The sequence below is a fragment of the Kitasatospora sp. NPDC093679 genome (assembly GCF_040683455.1).
In the GTDB taxonomy this organism is placed as follows: domain Bacteria; phylum Actinomycetota; class Actinomycetes; order Streptomycetales; family Streptomycetaceae; genus Kitasatospora; species Kitasatospora arboriphila.
On sequence record NZ_JBFBDW010000008.1, the window covers coordinates 156,283 to 170,184 of the forward strand.

Annotated in this window: 13 protein-coding genes and 1 tRNA gene; 8 read left to right on the forward strand and 6 right to left on the reverse strand. The window is 73.9% G+C overall.

The annotated features are described in order from the left end of the window. Window position 1 precedes the first annotated feature (1 nt). A complete protein-coding gene (locus AB0O09_RS09885; RefSeq protein ID WP_363541020.1) occupies window positions 2-2,770 on the reverse strand; it encodes a lectin in 2,769 nt (922 codons plus the stop codon). Between the two features lie 240 nt (window positions 2,771-3,010). Then, window positions 3,011-4,447: an amino acid permease gene (locus AB0O09_RS09890; RefSeq protein WP_363541021.1), complete on the reverse strand. Its 1,437-nt coding sequence runs from the start codon at window positions 4,445-4,447 to the stop codon at window positions 3,011-3,013. 317 nt (window positions 4,448-4,764) lie between these two features. On the opposite strand from AB0O09_RS09890, the gene AB0O09_RS09895 reads away from it, so the two are divergent. Then, on the forward strand, window positions 4,765-5,367 hold the full coding sequence (locus tag AB0O09_RS09895; protein WP_363541022.1) for an HhH-GPD-type base excision DNA repair protein: 603 nt from the start codon (window positions 4,765-4,767) through the stop codon (window positions 5,365-5,367). 169 nt (window positions 5,368-5,536) lie between these two features. Here the strand turns inward: AB0O09_RS09895 and AB0O09_RS09900 are convergent, their stop codons facing one another. Continuing rightward, window positions 5,537-6,055, reverse strand: a complete 519-nt coding sequence (locus AB0O09_RS09900) for a YbhB/YbcL family Raf kinase inhibitor-like protein (RefSeq protein WP_363541024.1) — start codon at window positions 6,053-6,055, stop codon at window positions 5,537-5,539. Window positions 6,056-6,107: 52 nt separating this feature from the next. Continuing rightward, window positions 6,108-6,974, reverse strand: a complete 867-nt coding sequence (locus AB0O09_RS09905; protein ID WP_363541025.1) for an alpha/beta hydrolase — start codon at window positions 6,972-6,974, stop codon at window positions 6,108-6,110. 127 nt (window positions 6,975-7,101) lie between these two features. Here AB0O09_RS09905 and AB0O09_RS09910 point away from each other — a divergent pair, with 127 nt between their 5' ends. After that, window positions 7,102-8,268 (forward strand): hypothetical protein, encoded by a 1,167-nt coding sequence (locus AB0O09_RS09910; protein WP_363541027.1) that lies wholly within the window; start codon window positions 7,102-7,104, stop codon window positions 8,266-8,268. Between the two features lie 57 nt (window positions 8,269-8,325). Here the strand turns inward: AB0O09_RS09910 and AB0O09_RS09915 are convergent, their stop codons facing one another. Then, window positions 8,326-9,912, reverse strand: a complete 1,587-nt coding sequence (locus tag AB0O09_RS09915) for a helicase HerA-like domain-containing protein (protein ID WP_363541028.1) — start codon at window positions 9,910-9,912, stop codon at window positions 8,326-8,328. Window positions 9,913-10,035: 123 nt separating this feature from the next. Here AB0O09_RS09915 and AB0O09_RS09920 point away from each other — a divergent pair, with 123 nt between their 5' ends. Both AB0O09_RS09920 and AB0O09_RS09925 read left to right on the forward strand, forming a co-directional pair. Beyond that, window positions 10,036-10,332: a type II toxin-antitoxin system VapB family antitoxin gene (locus AB0O09_RS09920; RefSeq protein ID WP_030273186.1), complete on the forward strand. Its 297-nt coding sequence runs from the start codon at window positions 10,036-10,038 to the stop codon at window positions 10,330-10,332. A gap of 241 nt (window positions 10,333-10,573) precedes the next feature. Further along, window positions 10,574-11,248, forward strand: a complete 675-nt coding sequence (locus AB0O09_RS09925; RefSeq protein WP_363541067.1) for a LytR C-terminal domain-containing protein — start codon at window positions 10,574-10,576, stop codon at window positions 11,246-11,248. A gap of 98 nt (window positions 11,249-11,346) precedes the next feature. Here AB0O09_RS09925 and upp read toward each other — a convergent pair whose 3' ends face one another. After that, complete coding sequence (upp, locus tag AB0O09_RS09930) at window positions 11,347-11,982, reverse strand: uracil phosphoribosyltransferase (RefSeq protein ID WP_344625009.1); 636 nt, start codon at window positions 11,980-11,982, stop codon at window positions 11,347-11,349. A gap of 145 nt (window positions 11,983-12,127) precedes the next feature. Here upp and AB0O09_RS09935 point away from each other — a divergent pair, with 145 nt between their 5' ends. From AB0O09_RS09935 to AB0O09_RS09950, 4 genes are all read left to right on the forward strand, one after another. Continuing rightward, a complete protein-coding gene (locus AB0O09_RS09935; RefSeq protein ID WP_344625008.1) occupies window positions 12,128-12,334 on the forward strand; it encodes a hypothetical protein in 207 nt (68 codons plus the stop codon). A gap of 208 nt (window positions 12,335-12,542) precedes the next feature. After that, entirely contained in the window at window positions 12,543-13,097 is a 555-nt protein-coding gene (locus tag AB0O09_RS09940) for a hypothetical protein (protein ID WP_363541029.1), read from the forward strand. 29 nt (window positions 13,098-13,126) lie between these two features. Continuing rightward, a complete protein-coding gene (gene tadA / locus AB0O09_RS09945; RefSeq protein WP_363541030.1) occupies window positions 13,127-13,642 on the forward strand; it encodes a tRNA adenosine(34) deaminase TadA in 516 nt (171 codons plus the stop codon). 45 nt (window positions 13,643-13,687) lie between these two features. Continuing rightward, window positions 13,688-13,774: transfer RNA gene (locus AB0O09_RS09950), tRNA-Ser, on the forward strand. The last annotated feature ends 128 nt before the right edge of the window (window positions 13,775-13,902 follow it).

Below are 13,902 nucleotides of genomic sequence, written 5' to 3' on the forward strand. Positions count from 1 at the left end.
GTCAGGCGGGCACGGTCCAGCGCTGGGCACCGGTGCCGTTGCAGTCCCACAGTTGCAGTCGGGTGCCGCTCGCGGTGTTGCTGCCGGGCAGGTCCAGGCAGCGGCCGGAGGGCGGGTTGAGCAGCGAGCCGTCGGCGCGCGACCACCATTGCTGGGCGCCGGTGCCGTTGCAGTCCCAGAGCTGGACGGCGGCCCCGTTGAAGACCGAACTGCCGTCCACGTCGAGGCACTTTCCGAGGGCGCGGAGGGTGCCGTCGGAGGCGGTGGTCCACTGCTGGGCGGCGCCGCCGGTGCACTCGGCGAGCTGGACGGGCGTCCCGTTCTCGGTCGAACTCCCCCGTACGTCGACGCACTTGGCATCGAGGCCGGTGACCGCGCCGGTGGCCGGACGGGCCGGGCCGACGTCGAAGGACGGCGGCGCGTCGGCGCGGGCGCTGCCCCAGGCCGGGTCGGGCGCGTCGGCGAGAGTGTAGGCCAGGGTGCCGCCGCGGCGGACGAAGTCCTCGCTCAGCCAGGGCCGGGTGCTCGCGGCGCCGTCCACGGCGAGCGCGTGCACGTAGCGGACGGCGGCGGACGCCCCGGGGGCGTCCACGTCGATCACCGCGCCGTTGCCGCGGCGGATCGTGATCCCCGGGAACAGCGGGCTGGCCAGCACGAGTTCGGACCGACCGGGGGCCTGTGGGTACATCCCGAGCGCCGCCCAGACCGCCCAGGAGGACATCTGCCCGAGGTCGTCGTTGCCCGGCTCGCCGTCCGGCGCGTCGGCGAACAGCGTGGTCAGCGCCCGGCGCACCACGTCCTGGGTGCGGTGGGGACGGCCGGCGTAGGCGTAGGCCCACGGGGTGTTCGCCGAGGGCTCGTTGCCGAGGTAGGCGTGTTCCGAGTCGGGGCCGCCGTTGAGCTCGGTGAAGAAGTCGTCCAGCCGGGCGGCCGCCGCCGCGTCGCCGCCCATCGCGTCGAACAGTCCGCGGTGGTTGTAGGGGACCATCCAGGCGTACTGGGCGGCGCTGCCCTCGACGAACTGGTCCTGCTGGGCGGGCCGGAAGTCGGGCCAGGAGTGGTCGGTGTCGCGGGGCTGGATCCAGCCGCTGCCGCTGTTGATCAGGTTGCGCCAGTTCGCCGAGCGGTGCATCAGGGCATCGTGGGCGGCGGTGTCGCCGATCCGGCCGGCGAGTTGGGCGAGCGCGAAGTCCGCGCTGGTGTACTCCAGGGTGGTGGCGGCGGAGCCCCAGACGCCGCCGGCGTCGGCCGGGATGTAGCCGATGGTGTCGTAGGGGCCGTGGCCGGGCCGCTGGCGGGTGTCGCGGCTGCCGTCGGTGGCGATCCGCAGCAGGGCGGCCGCGTCGAAGTCGGTGCCGCCGAAGGCGTGGATCGAGCTGGCGACGATCGGCAGCGGGTCGCCGACCATCACGCCGGTGCCGCCGTTGGCGAGGGTCCAGCGGTCCAGGTAGCCGGCGCTCGCGCCCTGGTCGGTGACGGACTGGGCGACGTCGGCGGCCCTGGCCGGGTCGAGCAGGGCGAGCAGCTGGACCTGGGAGCGGTAGACGTCCCAGCCGGAGAAGTCGGCGTACTGGGTGTGGCCGGGCCTGGCGGTGCGGATCCTCCCGTCGAAGCCGGGGTAGCGGCCGTCGGCGTCGCTGATCGCGCTGGGGTGCAGCAGGGCATGGTAGAGCGCGGTGTAGAGGATCCGCCGCTGGGCGGTGGTGCCGCCGTCGACGGCGATCCGGCCGAGCAGGTCGTTCCAGCCGGCGCGGGCGGCGGTGCGGAGCTCGTCGAAGGCGGCGCCGCGCTGTTCGGCGAGCAGGTTGGCGCGGGCGCCCTCGGCGCTGACGAAGGAGAGGCCGACCCGGGCGGTGACGGTGCGGTCCTGGCCGGTGTCGAAGGAGACCAGCGCCTGGGCGCCGGAGGCGGCCCGCTCCCGGTCGGGGTGCTGGTCGCCGCCCTGCCCGGAGCGGCGTTCGCGGGCCTCCTCGGTGCGGGCGGGCTGCGGGGCGATGCCCTCGCTCGCGCCGGTGGCGCTGCGCCGGCCGGCGTCGACCGTGCCCTGGTCCGCGCCGCCGGTGCGGACGATCCCGGCGTTGCTGAACGGCCGGTCGAACTGGGCGTGGAAGTAGACCCGGTAGCGGTTGCCGGTGCCGCAGAAGCCGCCGCTCTCCGTCCAGCCGGAGAGGGTGTCGGCGCCGATGCTGATCGAGCCGGTGGCGCTGTTGAAGGCCTTGCCGGCGTCGACGGTGAGCGAGGCGGTGTGGCCGGCGGGGTAGGTGAAGCGGGCGATGCCGGAGCGCTGGGTGGCGGCGAGTTCGGTCCTCAGCCCGTTGCCGAAGGTGACGGCGTACGAACCGGGGGCGGTGCTCTCGTCGGCGTGCGAGAAGTCCGAGTGGGCGACCGGCCGGCCGTCCAGGACGGGCATGAACGGGGTGGTGCCGTAGTCGCCGCAGCCCGCGCCGGAGATGTGGGTGAGGCTGAACCCGCTGATCCGGTGGTCGTCCCAGGAGTAGCCGCCGTGCTGGTAGGTGGCGGTGTCGGGGCTCCACTGCACCATGCCGAGCGGGGCGGACGCGCCGGGGAAGGTGTTGCCCGCGCCGCCGCCGTTGCCGAAGTCCGGGGCGCCCTGCTTGGTGCCGACGAAGGCGTTGACGTACTGGGCCGGGTCGGCGACGGTCACCCGGCCGGGTGGCGCGGCACCGGCGGGGGCGGCCGCGGCACCCGCCAGCAGCACCGCCGAGGCGCCGAGGGCGAGCGCGGACGAGAGGAATCTGGAACGGTGCACGGAGCCTCCTGCGACCCGCCGTCAGCCTGCGATGCGCGTGGCGCGCGGTCCGGCGGCCGCGGTGGGCGGCACGGCGGGGCCGCACGGACGAGCAGGTCGGCCCCGGCCGGTACGGGGAGTACCGGCCGGGGCCGACCATCTGCTCGTCGGTTCATCGTGCGGTCCGCACGGGGGAGGCCGCGGCGGCGACAGGCCGCCTGTCGCCCGCCCGGCGCAATCGCGCAGGCGTCCGATGGACCGTCAGGAGGACGTGTCCGCGACCGCCCTGCGGCGGTGCACCACCTGGGCGGCGACCAGCGCGACCGCGGCGGCGACCAGCGACAGCACCATCTGCATCCGTCCGTCGTGGGTGGTGAACATGTACGCCACCACGAAGGCGATCATTCCGATCGTGGCCCAGGTGAGGTACGGGAAGAGCCACATCCGGACGGTGAGCTTCTCCGGGGATTCCCGCTCGATGATCCTCCGCATACGGAGCTGGGAGACGCTGATCACGAGCCAGACGAAGAGCGCGACGGCGCCGGAGGAATTCAGCAGGAACTTGAAGACGGTGTCCGGGAACTCGTAGTTGAAGAACACCGCGACGAATCCGAAGACCACCGAGGCGAGGATCGCGGTGAGCGGCACGCCGCGGCCGGTGACCTTCGCGAAGGCCTTCGGCGCGTCGCCGCGCTGCCCGAGCGAGAAAGCCATCCGGGAGGCCGTGTAGAGGCCGGAGTTCAGGCAGGACAGCACCGCGGTGAGCACGATGAGGTCCATCAGCGGGGCGGCGCCGGGGATGCCGACGTGCTTGAGCACGGCCACGTACGGGCTGTCCAGGACCTCCGCGGAGTCCCAGGGCAGCAGGGTGACGACGATGGCGATGGAGCCCAGGTAGAAGACGCCGATGCGCCAGATCACGCTGTTGGTGGCCTTGGTCACGGCGCGGGCCGGGTCGGGCGACTCGCCGGCGGCCAGGGTGACGATCTCGCTGCCCATGAAGGCGAAGACGACCGTCAGCATGCCGCTGAAGACCGCGCCGATGCCGTTCGGCAGGAAGCCGCCGTGGTCGAGCAGGTTGGACGTGCCCACCGCGGTGGTGTCCGGCAGCACGCCGAAGACCGCCAGGCCGCCGACCACCAGGAAGGCCGCGATGGCGACCACCTTGATCCCGGCGAACCAGAACTCGAACTCGCCGTAGGAGGAGACCGAGAACAGGTTGGTGGCGGTCAGCACGGCCATCACCAGCAGGGCGAAGCCCCACTGCGGCACGCCCGGCACCCAGTTGTGCAGGATCTTCGCGCCGGCGGTGGCCTCCACGGCCAGCACGACGACCCAGAAGAACCAGTAGAGCCAGCCGATGGTGAAGCCGGCCCAGCGGCCGAGCGCACGGTCCGCGTAGGCGGAGAAGGACCCGCTCTGCGGGTCGGCCGCGGCCATCTCGCCGAGCATCCGCATCACCATGACGACCAGGGCGCCGGCCAGGGTGTACGAGAGCAGGATGCCGGGGCCGGTGGCGGCGATGCCGGCGCCGGAGCCGACGAACAGGCCGGCGCCGATGACTCCGCCGATGGCGATCATCGACAGGTGGCGGTTCTTCAGTCCGGCCTTGAGGTGGCCGTCCCCGGCGGCACCCGGTGGGGTGGCGGGGGCGGCCTCGGCGGGCCGGCTCGAGCGCGTCGTGGTGTCCGGGCTCATGGTCGTTGCTGCCTCTCCGGTGCGGCGGGGGTCGGCCGCACACCCGCAGGAAGGTAGCCCGGAAATCCTGATTCCGTAACCCCGGGCCTGAATTCGGCACGATTCTCTGAGCATTATTTGAGGTTCGCGGAATGAATTATGACACCGGCTGACATCTCTACTCGCAGGTCATCGGAAATCCCGATCCGCCGTCAGCCGCGGTGCCGACCCGGTGCGCCGCCCGGCCCGGGGCGGTGGCACGTCGCGGACGGCGGCCGCGTGGAGGCTGCGACGATGGAGGTCCCGACCGTCCCTCCGCACACCCCTGGGGCCGCCCGATGAGCACCACCGTCCACCTCGCGCAGCAGCCGGAGGCCGACGAACTGCTCGGCCGCAGCCCGCTGGCCGTGCTCACCGGCATGCTGCTGGACCAGCAGATCCCGATGGAGTGGGCGTTCACCGGCCCGTGGACGATCGCCCGGCGGCTCGGTGCCGACGACCTGGACGCGCACCGGATCGCCGCCGCCGACCCGGAGGAGTTCGCCGCCCTGCTGTCCGAGAAGCCCGCGGTGCACCGCTACCCGGGCTCGATGGCCAACCGGGTGCAGCAGCTCTGCCGGTACCTGGTCGAGCACCACGACGGCGACGCCGAGGCAATCTGGCGGGACGCGCCGAACGGCCGGGAGCTGCTGAAGCGGCTGGGCGAGCTGCCCGGCTTCGGCAAGCAGAAGGCGCAGATCTTCCTCGCCCTGCTCGGCAAGCAGTACGGGGTCGCCCCCGAGGGCTGGCGCGAGGCGGCCGGCGCGTACGGCGAGGAGGGGTCCTTCCGCTCGGTCGCGGACGTCACCGGGCCGGAGTCGCTGGTGAGGGTGCGCGCCTTCAAGCAGGAGGCGAAGAAGGCCGCCAAGGCGGCGAAGTCCGCGAAGCAGGCGCAGGGCTGACCCGGCGGTACGGGTGGCGGTTGCGGATCTCCCGGTCCGAGGACCGGCCGGGACCGTCCGCGGCGAGCGGTCCGGCGACCGCCTCCGCGGTGCGCCCGTACGGCGCCGGTGCACGGACGCACGGCCGGGCCGCTCCCCTCCGCGGGGGGCGGCCCGGCCGGACGGCGGCTCAGCTGCTCGCGTACTCCACGGTCAGCAGGGCGCGGGCCACGGTGTGGAAGGTGATGTTGAAGCCGACCGCGGCGGCCGTGGTGTCCGGGGTGAGTCCGAGCGACGGCACGTCCAGGGCGTGCACGGCGAAGACGTAGCGGTGCGCCGGGCCGGGCGGCGGGGCGGCGCCGTCGTACCTGTGCCCGGGGAAGTCGTTGCGGGCGTGGAAGGCGTCACCGGGCAGCGAGGCGTCGGAGGCGCCGGCGCCGGGGGCCAGCTCGGTGGTGCCGACGGGCAGGTCGAGGGCCAGCCAGTGCCACCAGCCGCTGCCGGTCGGCGCGTCCGGGTCGTAGCAGGTCACCGCGAAGCCGCGGGTCTCGGCGGGGAAGCCGGACCAGGCCAGGTGCGGCGACCGGTTGCCGAGCGCGTGCACGTGCGCGTCCGGCATCACGGCGCCCTCGGTGAGGTCACGGCTGGTCAGCTCGAAGGCCGGGACCTTCGGCAGGAATTCGTAGGGCAGCGGCGGACGGTTCGTCATGGGCCGGGCACCTTCTCCTTCGTCGCACTGCGGGTGGCGGTACGACGGAAGTCTAGGCAGCCGACTGCGCCGCCACGGCCGCGCCGAGCGGGGTGTCGGCGCGGCCCAGGTCGAGCGGCAGGTCGAAGTGGTTGCGCCCGGCGGCGACCGCCGTCTCCACCGCGGCCCCGGCCCGGCGGGCGGCGGCCGCGAACTCCTCCTGCTGGCGCCCGAACTCGGCGGTCTCGTGCTCGCCGCGGACGAGCAGCAGCGGCGGCAGCGCCGGGCCGTCGGCGAGCAGGTGCAGCGGGCTGTTGCGGCGGGCGGCGTCGGCGTCCAGGCCGAGCGCGTCGTTGACGTAGGTGAGGGCGATCGGCTCCAGGTCGTAGACGCCGCTGAGCAGCACCGCGCCGGAGACCCGGCGGCCGCTCGGGGCGGCCGGGCCGAGCAGGGCCATGGCGGCCAGGTGCGCACCGGCCGAGCTGCCGCTGAGCTGGACGCGGCCCGGGTCGACGCCGAGCTCCTCGGCGTGGTCGAGCAGCCAGTGCAGGGCGCGGCGGACCTGGTCGACGATCGCGTCCAGCGGCCAGTGCGGGGCCAGCCCGTAGCCGACGGCGGCGTAGGCGGTGCCGCGGGCGGTGAAGTCGGGGGCGGCGAACGCGGAGTCGGTCTTGTCCAGCTCCTGCCAGTAGCCGCCGTGCACGAAGACGTGCAGCGGGGCGCCGCCGTCCGGGACGGGCCCGCGGGGCGGGAAGAAGTCGACCAGCTCGGGCTCCGCCGGGCCGTACCGCAGGTCGCGGCGGACCTCCAGCGCCGTGTACGCGTCCTCGCTGCGCGCCGCGTAGGCGGCCAGCTCGACCGCGATGTCCTCGACGCAGCTGCTCGGCGAGTACTCGCGCGCGAGCTCCTCGTGGTCGTAGTCCCGGTACACCGGCGCCATTGCCGTCCTCGCCCGCTCTCGCTCACCGGGCCCGCCACGACCCGTCAGGTATAGACCAATGCCGGGTGCCGGGCTAGCGTGGAGGACGCACCCGCCGCACCCGCACAGCCCGCCCCGGAGCCGCCCCGTGGAGTCGTCCGTCCTCGCCTTCGCCACCGACCTGCTGGACGAGGGCGCCGACACCTTCTTCGGCCACCTTACCGACCGGGCCGGCGTGGGCGGCCTGACCCTCGCCTCGGTCTACCACGAGGCCCGCGACGTCTTCCCGCACAACCCGCACCGGGTGGTCCGCTACCTCGAACCGGGCGCCGCCTACTTCCGTCCCGACCCGGCGCGCTGGGCCGGCCGGCGCCTCGCCCCCGCGCCGTCCACCGCGATCGGCGACCGCGACCCGTTCGCCGAGGCCGCCGCCGAGGCCGGCCGGCGCGGCCTCAAGCTGCACGCCTGGACGGTCTTCTGCCACAACGACCGGCTCGGCTTCCAGCACCCGGACTGCGCCCCCGCCAACGCCTTCGGCGACCGCCACCTCACCGAGCTGTGCCCGGCCAACCCGGAGGTCCGCGAGTACGCCCGCACCCTGGTCGAGGACCTCGGCCGGTACGGCGTGGACGCGATCCGCGCCGAGTCCCTGCACTTCCACGGCCTGCGCCACGGCTACCACCACGAGCGCTACTTCGAGGACCTCGGGCCCGTCGCGGAGGCCCTGCTCGGCATCTGCTTCTGCCCGCACTGCCTGGCCGCCGCCTCCGCCTCCGGCGTCCCCGCCGAGGAGGTCCGCACCGCCGTCCGGGACGAGCTGCGCGCCCGGCTCGCCGACGGGAAGCGGGCCGCCGAACCCGCCGCCCTGGACGGATTCGCCGGCGGCGCCCTCGCCGCCTACCTGGACGCGGCCACCCGCACCGTCACCACGCTCGCCGCGGAACTCGCCCAGGCGGCCGCCGCCGGCGGCATGCGGCTGACCTTCATGGACGGCGCCGGGCCCGGCAAGGGCTGGCTCTCCGGCATCGACCTCCCGTCACTGGCGGGCGCCGCCCACCAGATCGAGACCCTCGGCTACGCCCGCACCCCGGAGGCCGTCCGCGAGAAGGTGGCGGCCTTCGCCCTGCACGGCGTCCGGCCGGAGGCCATGGCGGTGATCCTCCGCCCGATGGCCGAGGACTGCGACGGCCCGGCGAACCTGGCCGCCAAGATCGCCGTCCTGCGTGAGCTCGGCGTCCCCGAGGTCGAGTTCTACCACTACGGCCTGATGCGCCTCTCCTCCCTCGACCGCATCGGCGCCGCCCTGCTCCCGTGAGGGCCCATCAGGGGCGCACGGGGGCGTGCCCACCCGGGCGCCCCTCGGAGGCCGGCCCTACCGGCGGCGCCGCGAGGTGCCGAACAGGCTCCGGGTGATCTCGCGGCCGAGCTGGGTGCCCGCCGACCGGGCGAAGGACTTCAGCGCCGGGCTGCGCAGCAGCGAACCGATCAGCCCGCCCTCCTCCTGCTCCGCCGCCTCCGGCCGGTGCCGCTCGGCCGGTGCGGGCCGCTCGCGGGCCTCCGGCCGGGCCGGCTCCTCCGCACGGGCGGCCGGCCGGGCGGCGAGCTTCTCGTACGCGGACTCCCGGTCGATCGCGTCGCGGTAGCGCGGCGCCAGCGGCGAGCCGTCCACCGCGGCCCGCAGGACGGCCGGCTCCAGCGGCCCCATCAGCGACTGCGGGGCCGCGAGCCGGGTCGGCGCGACCGGTGTCGGCGCGCCCCGCTCGGACAGCACCGTGACCACCGCCTCGCCGGTGCCCAGCCCGGTGAGCACCTCGGCGAGGTCGTACGGGGACCGCGGGAAGGTCGAGACGGTGGCCTTGAGCGCCTTGGCGTCGTCCGGGGTGAAGGCCCGCAGCGCGTGCTGCACCCGGTTGCCGAGCTGCGCCAGCACGTCGGCGGGGACGTCCTTCGGCGTCTGGGTGACGAAGAAGATGCCGACGCCCTTCGAGCGGATCAGCCGGACGGTCTGGGTGATCGCCTCCAGGAAGGCCTTGGACGCGCCCTTGAAGAGCAGGTGCGCCTCGTCGAAGAAGAAGACCAGCTTCGGCCGGTCGAGGTCGCCGACCTCCGGCAGCTCCTGGTACAGGTCGGCGAGCAGCCACATCAGGAAGGTGGAGAACAGCCGCGGCCGGTCCTGCACCGCCGGGAGTTCCAGGACGGAGACCGTGCCGCGGCCGTCGGCCGCGGTGCGCAGCAGGTCGGCGGTGTCGAACTCGGGCTCGCCGAAGAACGCGCCGGCGCCCTCGTCGTCGAGCACGGTCAGCGAACGCAGGATCACCCCGGCGGTCGCGGCGGACAGCCCGCCGATGCCCTTGAGCTCCTCCTTGCCCTCCGGGGAGGTGAGGAAGCCGATGACGGCGGAGAGGTCCTTGAGGTCGTGGAGTTCGAGGCCCGCCCGGTCGGCGTAGTGGAAGACCAGGCCGAGCGAGGCCTCCTGGGTCTCGTTGAGTTCCAGCACCTTGGCGAGCAGCAGCGGGCCGAAGCTGGTGAGGGTGGCCCGGACGGGGATGCCGGTGCCCTGCCCGCCGAGGGCGTAGAACTCGGCGGGGCAGCCCTGCGGCGTCCACGGCCGGCCGACCTCGGCGGCGCGGGCGGCGATCCGCTCGCCCGGCACGCCGGGGGCGGCGATGCCGGAGACGTCGCCCTTGACGTCGGCGAGGAAGACCGGGACGCCCTGGGCGGAGAGCTGTTCGGCGATGAGCTGGAGGGTCTTGGTCTTGCCGGTGCCGGTGGCGCCGGCGACGAGTCCGTGCCGGTTGAGCACGCCGAGCGGGACGCGCACCTGCGCCGCGGGGTACGCGGTGGTGCCGTCGATCGCGGCGCCGAGGTCGAGCGCGGGGCCGGTGAAGGCGTACCCGTCGGCGATCGCCCGGACGGCGGCGGGGAGCGCCGCGGCGTCGGGGGTGTGGGGGTCGGTCATCTCGGCGGGCTCCCGGGCAGAGCTGGCAAAAGGGATTTCCACCATCAAACCGCCGTACTCGGAACCGGACGGGTAACGCCGCGCTTGCTGCGCCCCCCGCACGCATGACGGTAGGCTTTCCGTGTGATCTTCAAGCGCATCGGCAACGGGCGGCCGTACCCGGATCACGGCCGGACCAGCACCCGCCAGTGGGCGGACGTCGCGCCGCGTCCGGTGCGGCTGGACCAGCTGGTCACCACCAAGGGTCAGCTCGATCTGGAAACGCTCCTCGCGGAGGACTCCACGTTCTACGGGGACCTCTTCGCGCACGTGGTGAAGTGGCACGGCGACCTCTACCTGGAGGACGGACTGCACCGCGCGGTACGGGCCGCGCTGCAGCAGCGCCAGGTGCTGCACGCGCGCGTGCTGGAGATGGACTGACCGGCCCCGGGCCGGGTACGAACCACCTCTCGCGGACCCCCGCGGACACCCCGGAGGGGCGCCGGTACATCCTTTCGGGTGCCGGGGTACTCCAGATGATGATCATTTAGTACCTTCACAGCAGCTGTAGCACTAATCTGCTGAACAACGGCCGATTTCCCGGCGTACGCCCCTTTTTGGCCGCACCCGAGACCGAGCCTGTCCGAGCCTGTCCTGGCACGAGGGGGACACCGACGTGAGCATGCTGACCCCCCAGGGACTGAAGGGGAAGCAGTACCGGATCACCGGTAACTCCTACCCCCGCCTGGGCCGCCCTCCCCGCAGGAGCCGCAAGGTGCTGGCCGGCATCGGCGTCCTGCTCGCCCTGTCGCTGGTCGCCCTCGGCGGCGTCCAGCTCTACGACATCTTCCGCGGCCGGCACGCCTCCGCACAGGCGTGTCCGGCCCCCGGCGCCTCCGGCAAGCCGCTGGCCGCTCCGGCGGCGTCGGACGCCGCCTCCGGCGCGGCCTCCCCGGCCCCCGGCGCCACCAGTACCGCCGTCCCGCAGCCGCAGGCGGTGACGGTCAACGTCTACAACGCCACCGACAAGTCCGGCATGGCCGCCCGCACCGCGGAGGAGCTGAAGAAGCGCGGCTTCACCATCGGCCAGGTCGGCAACGCCCCGGCCGCGCTGGACAAGAAGGTGCCCGGCACCGTGCAGGTGATCAGCGGTCCGGCCGGCCTCGGCGCGGCCACGCTGCTCGGCTCGCAGGTGGCGAGCGCCGCCAGGACGGCCGACGCCCGGACGGACGCGACGGTCGACTTCGTCCTCGGCGACAGCTTCGCCGCCCTGCTCGACCCGACCCAGGCGGCCGCGGCCCTGGCCGAGGCCACCAAGCCGTCCCCGACCCCGTCGCCGCAGCCCGGCTCCTGCTGAACGGCCCGGCTCCGGCCGGCCGCCGCACACCGGCAGCCACGCGAAGGGCCCCGCTCCTCCGGGAGGAGCGGGGCCCTTCGTGCTTCCGGCGCGGTGGGTCAGCCGGCGGTGCCGTACAGGCGGTCGCCCGCGTCGCCGAGGCCGGGGACGATGTAGCCGTGCTCGTTGAGGCGCTCGTCCAGCGCGGCGGTGACGATCTTGACGGGCTGGTCGGCCAGCTCCTTCTCGACCACCGCGACGCCCTCCGGGGCGGCCAGCAGCACCACACCGGTGACGTCCGTGGCGCCGCGCTCGAGCAGCATCCGGACGGCGGCGACCAGGGTGCCGCCGGTGGCGAGCATCGGGTCGAGGACGAAGACCTGGCGTCCGGAGAGGTCGTCGGGCATCCGCGTCGCGTAGGTGGACGCCTCCAGCGTCTCCTCGTTGCGGACCATGCCCAGGAAGCCGACCTCGGCGGTCGGCAGCAGCCGGGTCATGCCGTCCAGCATGCCGAGACCGGCCCGCAGGATCGGGACGACCAGCGGCCGCGGGTGGCTCAGCCGGGTGCCGGTGGTGACGGCGACCGGGGTGGTGACCTCCACCGGCTCGGTCCGGACGTTCCGGGTGGCCTCGTAGGCGAGCAGGGTGACCAGCTCGTCGGTCAGGCGGCGGAAGGTCGGCGAGTCGGTGCGCTCGTCGCGCAGGGTGGAGAGCTTGTGGGCGACCAGGGGGTGGTCGACGACGTGGAGACGCATGTCTCGACCATAACGGGCACGGGCACGTGCGTACGACTCGCCGGGGAGCGGCCGGGAACGAGGTGTGGACGGGCCGGAACCGGGGAAGCCGAACCGAGACCTTCGCCCTGGTATCAAGCGGACACTTCTGGGAAAGTCGGACCGTATGAAGAGCAACCCGGACCCCGGGGCCGGCTCGACAGACGAGTCGGGGCCCGACGCCCCCGAGACCGAGGCGCAGCGCCGCAAGCGCCGCGCCCTGTTCCTCCGCGAGCTCGCCGAGGCGCGCGAGCTGCGGGCCCGGGTGCAGCCACGGCGCACCAAGGAGCGGCGGATGCGCGAGGCCATGCGGATGCGAACCTTCCGCATCTGACGGAGGAGTCCGCGACCCGTCGGCCGCCGACCAGCCATTCCGACACGACCTGCAAAGACGCGCTGCAGAACACCCCCCGCAGCGCCGGGCTTTCTGTCACGATGCCGGAGGGACGGTCCGAACAGCGGACCGTTTCTGGCGCGGGGGCGGCCAGACCGCGTTCGCCCGAGATCGCCTACAGCCGAGACCAATCTTGGGAGTGTCCCTGGTGGCGTACTTCGCTGCAGTGCTTGCTCGCACCGATGGCGGGTGGGATGTGAGCGAGACGGAGCTCGACGACGTCGAAACCCTGGCCGACCTGGCCGACCTGGCCCGGGAGGCCGCCCAGGACGACGACAGCGTCCTGGTCTTCATCGAACAGGAGGACGCCTGGTTCGCCGTCGTCCGCGTGGACGGCGAGGACGACCCGCGCATCTTCGTCTCCGACGGCGCCGCCGCGGCGCGCAGCTCGTACGGCTCGGTGCTGACCGACGAACTGATCGAGGCCGAGGACTTCGACGACATCGACGCCCTGGTCGCGGACGTCGAGGACGACGAGGAGGCCGCGCTGGAGGCCGCGGACGACGCGGACGAGGACGAGGACGCAGCCGGTCCGGCCGGCGCCCAGGCGGGGCCGCTCGGGGACTCCGACCTGCTCGCCGACTTCGGCCTGTCCGCCAAGGACCTCCTGGGCCTGGCCGGCGAGGGCGCGGTGCCCGGCGACGCGCTCGCCGAGATCGCCGACGCGCTCGGCGCGGGCGAGGTCCTGGAGGCCGTTCGGTAGCGCCCGAGCCGGTGCCCGACACTGGTGCCATGCCGTCCGCACCCGCCCCGCAGATCCACCCCCTTCCGGCCCCCGTCCGCCCCGACCCGGTACGCGACCGGTGGAAGGACCTGATGCGCCTCGCCATGGACGAGGCGGCACTGGCCACCTCCACCGGGGACGTACCGGTCGGGGCTCTCGTGCTCGGGCCCGACGGCGCGGTGATCGGACGCGGCCACAACGTGCGCGAGGCGAACGGCGACCCGACCGGGCACGCCGAGGTGGTGGCGATCCGGCAGGCGGCCGCGGCCGTCGGCGAGTGGCGCCTCGGCGGCTGCACCCTGGTCGTCACCCTGGAGCCGTGCACCATGTGCGCCGGGGCGCTGGTGCTCTCCCGGATCGACCGGGTCGTCTACGGCGCCCTCGACCCCAAGGCCGGCGCGGCCGGCTCGCTCTTCGACGTGATGCGCGACCGCCGGCTGAACCACCGCCCCGAGGTCGTCCCCGGTGTGCTCGCCGAGGAATGCTCCGCACAGCTGCTGGCCTTCTTCGAGACCCAGCGCTGAATACGGATTTCGTCACCGCCCGACCCGTCCGGTAGAGTCTCTCTCGGTAGCGTGTCCGAGCGGCCAAAGGAGCACGCCTCGAAAGCGTGTGTGGGGGCAACTCCACCGTGGGTTCGAATCCCACCGCTACCGCTTCACGAAGGGCCCCGACCGGACCGGTCGGGGCCCTTCGACGTGCCTCCGGGCCTCGCGGGTGAACGCGTGGGCGGCCGGGGGCCGTTGGCGGGACGTCAGGGGAGCAGGAACGCCACCGGGCTCGG

Coding starts and splice junctions, on each gene's coding strand:
- upp (WP_344625009.1), bottom strand. CDS start 11,982: ATGCGTCTCCACGTCGTCGACCACCCCCTGGTCGCCCACAAGCTCTCC.
- AB0O09_RS09890 (WP_363541021.1), bottom strand. CDS start 4,447: ATGAGCCCGGACACCACGACGCGCTCGAGCCGGCCCGCCGAGGCCGCC.
- AB0O09_RS09895 (WP_363541022.1), top strand. CDS start 4,765: ATGAGCACCACCGTCCACCTCGCGCAGCAGCCGGAGGCCGACGAACTG.
- AB0O09_RS09900 (WP_363541024.1), bottom strand. CDS start 6,055: ATGACGAACCGTCCGCCGCTGCCCTACGAATTCCTGCCGAAGGTCCCG.
- AB0O09_RS09935 (WP_344625008.1), top strand. CDS start 12,128: ATGAAGAGCAACCCGGACCCCGGGGCCGGCTCGACAGACGAGTCGGGG.
- AB0O09_RS09925 (WP_363541067.1), top strand. CDS start 10,574: ATGCTGACCCCCCAGGGACTGAAGGGGAAGCAGTACCGGATCACCGGT.
- tadA (WP_363541030.1), top strand. CDS start 13,127: ATGCCGTCCGCACCCGCCCCGCAGATCCACCCCCTTCCGGCCCCCGTC.
- AB0O09_RS09905 (WP_363541025.1), bottom strand. CDS start 6,974: ATGGCGCCGGTGTACCGGGACTACGACCACGAGGAGCTCGCGCGCGAG.
- AB0O09_RS09915 (WP_363541028.1), bottom strand. CDS start 9,912: ATGACCGACCCCCACACCCCCGACGCCGCGGCGCTCCCCGCCGCCGTC.